Consider the following 5,800-nt stretch of genomic DNA (forward strand, 5'->3'; position numbering starts at 1 on the left):
ACCGCAGTGGTGGTCCCGTCCCGCCTGTCATTCCGGACTGTTAGTGGTCTGCCAGTTCGGCGTCGTGGTCGTGCTCCGGATGGAGTCCGCCGCCGCTTTCCGTGCCGCCGCCGAGAGGATTGCCCTCATAGGGGCCACCCTGCTTGAAGTTGCCCTTCTCATCGCCGCCGACGCCGTTCACCGCTGAGGTATTCATCGCGTAGGTCAGCGTCAGGTGTGCGATCGCGTCGCTCATCTGGTCCAGTGACTCGATGCTGACGTTGCCGGTGTCGTCACAGGCCGCGTGGTAGCAGGAATCATAGGGCTGCCCCGCAACCCCGCCGAACAAATTGGCCTGCTCCTCGGTCTTGATTCCCTCGGCGCCCGTGAACAGACCGCCGGCCGGGATTCCCCGGGCAATGAACGGTCCGTAGTCGCTCCGCCCGCTGAAGGCTGTCTCGCCCGAGGGCAGGCCCTCCGCCGCGAAGTAGTTGTGGAAATCCTGCTCGATCTGGCCGGAACCAGCTGGGCCGGCAGCCGCGCCGGGGCCCACCGGGAAAGCGGAATTATCGCCGTCGTACACAAAGCGGCCGAAGTTCGCTGAACCGATCATGTCGAAGTTCAGGTAAAGGCCCACCCTGGCCAGTTCCCCCGACGCCGCAAGGTCATTGACGTAGTGGTGTGCGCCGAGGAGCCCATGCTCTTCCGCACCCCACCAGGCGAAGCGGACCTTGTTGACGGTCTCAACCTTCCGCATTGCCTCGGCGACGGCAAGGATGGCCGCACTGCCGGTTCCGTTGTCGTTGATGCCGGGGCCGGCGACGACGCTGTCGAGGTGGGCCCCCACCATCACCACATTGTCGGCGTTACCGGTCGCGGTCTCCGCGAGCACGTTGAAGGTCTCACGGTTTTCGGAGATGGTGTCCGTGGAGACCTGTCCGGTGACGCTGTCACCCATCAGGCCGGTGCCTACCTCGTAGCTTGCGCCCAGCACGGGAATCCCGATGCCCGGAGCGCTCAGCGTGCCCGCGATCGGTCCCGTGCTGCCCGGCAGCCCGGTGTTGAAAATGACAGCGGCAGTGGCCCCGGCTGCTTCAGCGTTGCTGGCCTTCTGCGCAAACGAGCAGCTGCCGCGCTGCATCAGTGCTATCGATCCGGGAGTGAAACCGGCGAAATCCGCCGCCTCACAACCGCTGGTACCGGTGGAACCGACGGCGCCGGTGGTGTCGACCGTGATGATTGGCCCGGTCGCGTCCCCAGCCCCCGAATAGGTCATCGTTGCGAAGGATCCGGCCGGGTACACCTGCGGCTCCGGGCTGGTCTGCGCCAGAACCGAGGGACTCAACTCCTGGAAGAACGGAAACGTGAACGGCTGCACCACGGGTTTGTACCCGGCGGCCTGCAGTTTCCCGACGACGTAGTCCACCGAGTCGTTGTAACCCTGGGTGCCGGACACCCTCGTCCCGCCGTGTGCCAGCGCGATGGTGTCCAGCGCGTCGAGGTGGGCGGCCACGCGGTCCACCGAGACGGCGGTACGCAGCTTTTCAGAGGTGTTGTTGCTGCTGTTGGAGTACGTCGGTCCGGCAGTTGCCGCCAGGCCGCCGGTGGCAACGAGTGCCAGTCCACCGAGAAATGCGAGTGATGCTCGCCCAAAATGGGCGCGCTGAGGTAGAGCGTGAGGGACCACCGTTGTTCCTTCTGTCGCAAAGGTGCGCCTGCGGTTGCAGGCACTGGAACCCCCTGTGACGCGGATCACGCCACAGGGGGTTTGCTCAATGTATGGACAGTTATCCGGGCCCGTCAAGGGGCCGCTACCGGTCAGTAGTAAACGGTAGAAAACCCACGCGAAGGGGGGTAAGGTTCGGAGTCCCAAGTGGGCAGGCCGTTCCGGACTAAGGAGATTCTCATGGGACTGAGCAACATCATCAGGGGTGCCGCGGGCCGCTTCACAGGCAGGTCAGGCGGAACCACGGGACGCACACCGCGGACCGGCGGAATGGGTACCGGACGCGGCGGAGTCAGCCGTGGCGGATCAGGCGGCGTGGGCGGAATCCTCCGCGGAATCCTCAGGCGGCGGTAACGGCGCCACACCCTGCAACGGCTGAAGCCCGCGTCCAGTCTCCGTGCCCGGAGCCAGGGCGCGGGCTTCATGGCGCGGGCTTCAGCAGGCTGGCTTCACGAGGCGGTCTTCACCACCAGCACGTCACACGGTGCGTTATGGACCACGCTCCAGGCAACACTGCCCAGAACGCGCCCCAGCCCCTTGACGCCCACGTTGCCGACCACCAGGAGTTCCGCACCCGTCCGCTCGGCCTCCTCCATCAGGACATCCTGCGGCTTGCCCCGTCCGGCGGCGGGACGGACCGTCACCGTGGGGTGGTCCACCAGCAGCTTGGCCGCAACATCTTCGGCAAGCTCCAGCGCCCTCTCAGCATCGTCAAGGATCCAGGTCTCGCTTCCGATCTTGACGATTTCCGTGTTGCCCGTGATGTGCGCGCTCAGTACCACCAGCTCGGCTCCGAGCTGCCCGGCAAGAGTCGCTGCCCGTGACGCGGCCTTATACGCGGTGTCGCTTCCATCGACTCCAACAACCACATTCCCTGCCATGCTGCTTCCTCTCGATCGTAGAACCGGGGGTGCGGCTACGCTGCCGGACCCGCAAGGTTGACCTTAGCCCCAGATGTTCCATCCCTGCCGCCAAAGGCAGGAACTGCGCGTCCGGACGGGCTCGCCGCCGTCGCCGTTTCGGTAGGCTAGGGTGGTAGCTTCGCCCGTCCGGCCCCGCGCCAGCCCTCGTAGGCTCAGGCGTGCCCGGCGGCACATCGACGACCGCACCCAGCGGCCTGTCCAAACATGCAGAGGATGGCATTATCGTGGCCAAGCAGGTTTCCGCCCTGGACCCAATCATTTCCCTCGCCAAGCGGCGTGGCTTCGTCTTCCAGGCCGGTGAAATCTACGGCGGGTCCCGGTCGGCCTGGGACTATGGGCCCCTCGGCGCCGAGCTGAAGGAAAACATCAAGCGCCAGTGGTGGCAGTCGATGGTCCGCGGGCGGGAGGACGTCGTCGGCCTTGATTCCTCGGTGATTCTGCCCCGTCAGGTCTGGGAAGCATCCGGCCACGTCGAGGTGTTCTCCGACCCGCTGGTGGAATGCCTGTCCTGCCACAAGCGCTACCGCGCGGACCACCTCGAGGAAGAGTACGAGGAAAAGAAGGGCCGCGCACCGGAAAACGGGCTGAAGGACATCGCCTGCGCCAACTGCGGAACCCGCGGGGAGTGGACCGAGCCGCAGGAGTTCTCCGGCCTCCTCAAGACCTTCCTCGGGCCGGTGGCCAACGAGGAGGGCCTGCACTACCTGCGCCCGGAAACGGCGCAGGGCATCTTCGTGAACTTCAACAACGTGCTCACCACCTCCCGCAAGAAGCCGCCGTTCGGCATCGGCCAGATCGGCAAGAGTTTCCGCAACGAGATCACGCCCGGAAACTTCATCTTCCGCACCCGCGAATTCGAGCAGATGGAGATGGAGTTCTTCGTTGAGCCCGGAACCGACGACGAATGGCATGAGTACTGGATCAAGGAGCGCTTCGACTGGTACACCGGCCTCGGCATCAACCCGGACAACCTGCGCCTCTTCGTCCACCCGCAGGAGAAGCTGAGCCACTACTCCAAGGGCACCACGGACATCGAATACCGCTTCGGCTTCTCCGGTTCGGAGTGGGGCGAGCTGGAGGGCATCGCCAACCGCACCGACTTTGACCTCTCCACCCACTCGAAGCACTCGGGCACGGAACTGAGCTACTTCAACCAGGCCACCAATGAGCGGTACACCCCGTACGTCATTGAGCCTGCCGCGGGCCTGACCCGTTCCTTCATGGCGTTCCTCGTGGACTCCTACGCCGAAGATGAGGCCCCCAACGCAAAGGGCGGCGTGGACAAGCGCACCGTACTCAAGCTCGATCCGCGGCTCGCCCCGGTGAAGGCCGCGGTGCTCCCGCTCAGCCGCAACGAGGACCTCTCACCCAAGGCGAAGGACCTCGGCGCGCAGCTGCGCAGGAACTGGAACATCGACTTCGACGACGCCGGAGCCATCGGCCGCCGCTACCGCCGCCAGGACGAGATCGGCACACCCTTCTGCATCACCGTGGACTTCGACACCCTCGACGACCAGGCAGTGACCATCCGGGAGCGGGACAGCATGGCACAGGAACGCGTCTCCCTCGACAAGGTCGAGGGCTACCTCGCACAGCGTCTGGTGGGCGCCTAAGTGGCGGTCCGGTACCGGCCCTGGCGTGAGGGTGACGACCTCGAACTTCTGCAGGTGTGGGGAGGCCCGGAAACCCCTCAGGCTGAACAGTCGCGCGGGCTCTTCCGGCCGTCCTCGGATTCACCGTGGCTCCGCTGCATCGTGGCGGAGGACGCAGTTGGCGGGGTCGCCGTGCCCGTCGCCGCGGGCTACGTCTTCGAACCGAGGCTGCACAACCAGCGGCTCTGGGCTTACGTGGAGGTGGCCGGCGACCACCGTCGCGCCGGGATCGGTGCCACGCTCCTCGGTATGCTGCGGCACGAAGCCGGCCAGTCGCCGTCGGGCGTTTCCACGCTGCGGGCAAAGGTAGTACCGGGCTCCACCGGAGCCGCCTTCGCGGAGGCCGCCGGCTTCCGCGAGATCCAGCGCTCCCGGATTATCGAGGTGGCTCCCGGCGCGCTTGCCGTACCGAACTTCGCGGACGACGCCGGCCCGCAGCTTGAAGAGGCCGCCACCGGTTCCGTTGAACTCACCACGGCGGTGACCGGGTGGTACAACGCCGTCCACGCCTGGGACCCCGCGGACATGACCCTCGGGCAGGCGCAGCAGTTCCTGCTCGGCGACACCGCCGGCGCGGGCGGCGCCGTGGTGCTGCGGGACAGGCCGAAGGCGGACGGCGGGACAATCGCCGCGTTTGCGCTGAGCTATACGCAGAGCCGCACGGACGCACCGGCCGACGTGCTGATCGGCTACGACACCGCACTGCGGGCAAGCGAACAGTCCGCCGCCGTGGCCTCTCTGTTGGCGATGCTCGTGTACCAGTACCCCGTGCAGGTCGAGGTGGATGACTCCATGGCCGCTTTGGTCGAGGTGCTGGAGCCCCTGATCGCCGCCGGGTCGGCCAGGGTGGTCGCCGAAACGCGGGTCGTCAGCGACTGACCCCGCAAAACTCAGGCGCCGCGGCCCGGTTTGGGCGGCAGCGGGAAGAAGCCGCTGGTATTCGCCACATACTCGCGGTACCCGGGCCGCGCCCCCATGCGCTCCTCGGTCAGCGGCTTGCCGGTCTTGTTGGCCAGCGCCCAGTACATCAGTGCCGGCGAGAGGATTGTCAGCACGCCCGGCCAGGAATCCGCAGCCACGAGGAACAGCCCGGTCCACACCACCGCGTCCCCGAAATAATTGGGGTGCCGGGTGTACCGCCAGAGCCCGGTGTCCAGGACGGTTCCGCGGTTGGCCGGATTCCTCTTGAACGCGGTGAGTTGGGCGTCGCCGATCGTTTCGAACGCGAAGCCCACCAGCCATACCGCCGCGCCCAGCCACCCCAGCCAGCCCACCGCACCCTGCGCATACATGGCCACCTGGACGGGGAGTGATACGAAGAGCATCACGGCACCCTGGGGCAGGTAAACCCTCCGGATCGCGTACACGTTGCGGGAACCGGGCGCGTCGCCGAGCATGTCCTCGTAGCGGGGGTCCTCCTTGCCGTCGCGTGCACGCCAGCCGATGTGGACGGCCAGCCTGAGGCCCCAGGCGGCAGTGAGGGTGAGCATGAGCCAGCGGCGGCCGTCGTCACCGTCGCC

Annotated in this window: 5 protein-coding genes; 2 read left to right on the forward strand and 3 right to left on the reverse strand. The window is 66.6% G+C overall.

The window, feature by feature from the left end:
* Positions 1-40: 40 nt before the first annotated feature.
* Complete coding sequence (locus X803_RS0112580; RefSeq protein WP_026545403.1) at positions 41-1,666, reverse strand: M28 family peptidase; 1,626 nt, start codon at positions 1,664-1,666, stop codon at positions 41-43.
* A gap of 488 nt (positions 1,667-2,154) precedes the next feature.
* A complete protein-coding gene (locus tag X803_RS0112590) occupies positions 2,155-2,586 on the reverse strand; it encodes a universal stress protein (RefSeq protein ID WP_026545405.1) in 432 nt (143 codons plus the stop codon).
* Positions 2,587-2,849: 263 nt separating this feature from the next.
* Between X803_RS0112590 and X803_RS0112595 the strand changes: the two genes are divergently transcribed.
* Together X803_RS0112595 and X803_RS0112600 are read left to right on the forward strand one after the other, a co-directional pair.
* Positions 2,850-4,241 (forward strand): glycine--tRNA ligase, encoded by a 1,392-nt coding sequence (locus tag X803_RS0112595; protein ID WP_026545406.1) that lies wholly within the window; start codon positions 2,850-2,852, stop codon positions 4,239-4,241.
* Complete coding sequence (locus X803_RS0112600; RefSeq protein ID WP_026545407.1) at positions 4,242-5,159, forward strand: hypothetical protein; 918 nt, start codon at positions 4,242-4,244, stop codon at positions 5,157-5,159. It abuts the gene before it with no gap.
* Between the two features lie 11 nt (positions 5,160-5,170).
* Here the strand turns inward: X803_RS0112600 and X803_RS19810 are convergent.
* Positions 5,171-5,800 (reverse strand): DUF1295 domain-containing protein (locus X803_RS19810; RefSeq protein WP_035778997.1); only part of this gene is annotated, 630 nt, incomplete at its 5' end.

Origin of the sequence: Arthrobacter sp. 35/47 (genome assembly GCF_000520475.1) — a bacterium.
Lineage (GTDB): Bacteria > Actinomycetota > Actinomycetes > Actinomycetales > Micrococcaceae > Arthrobacter_D > Arthrobacter_D subterraneus.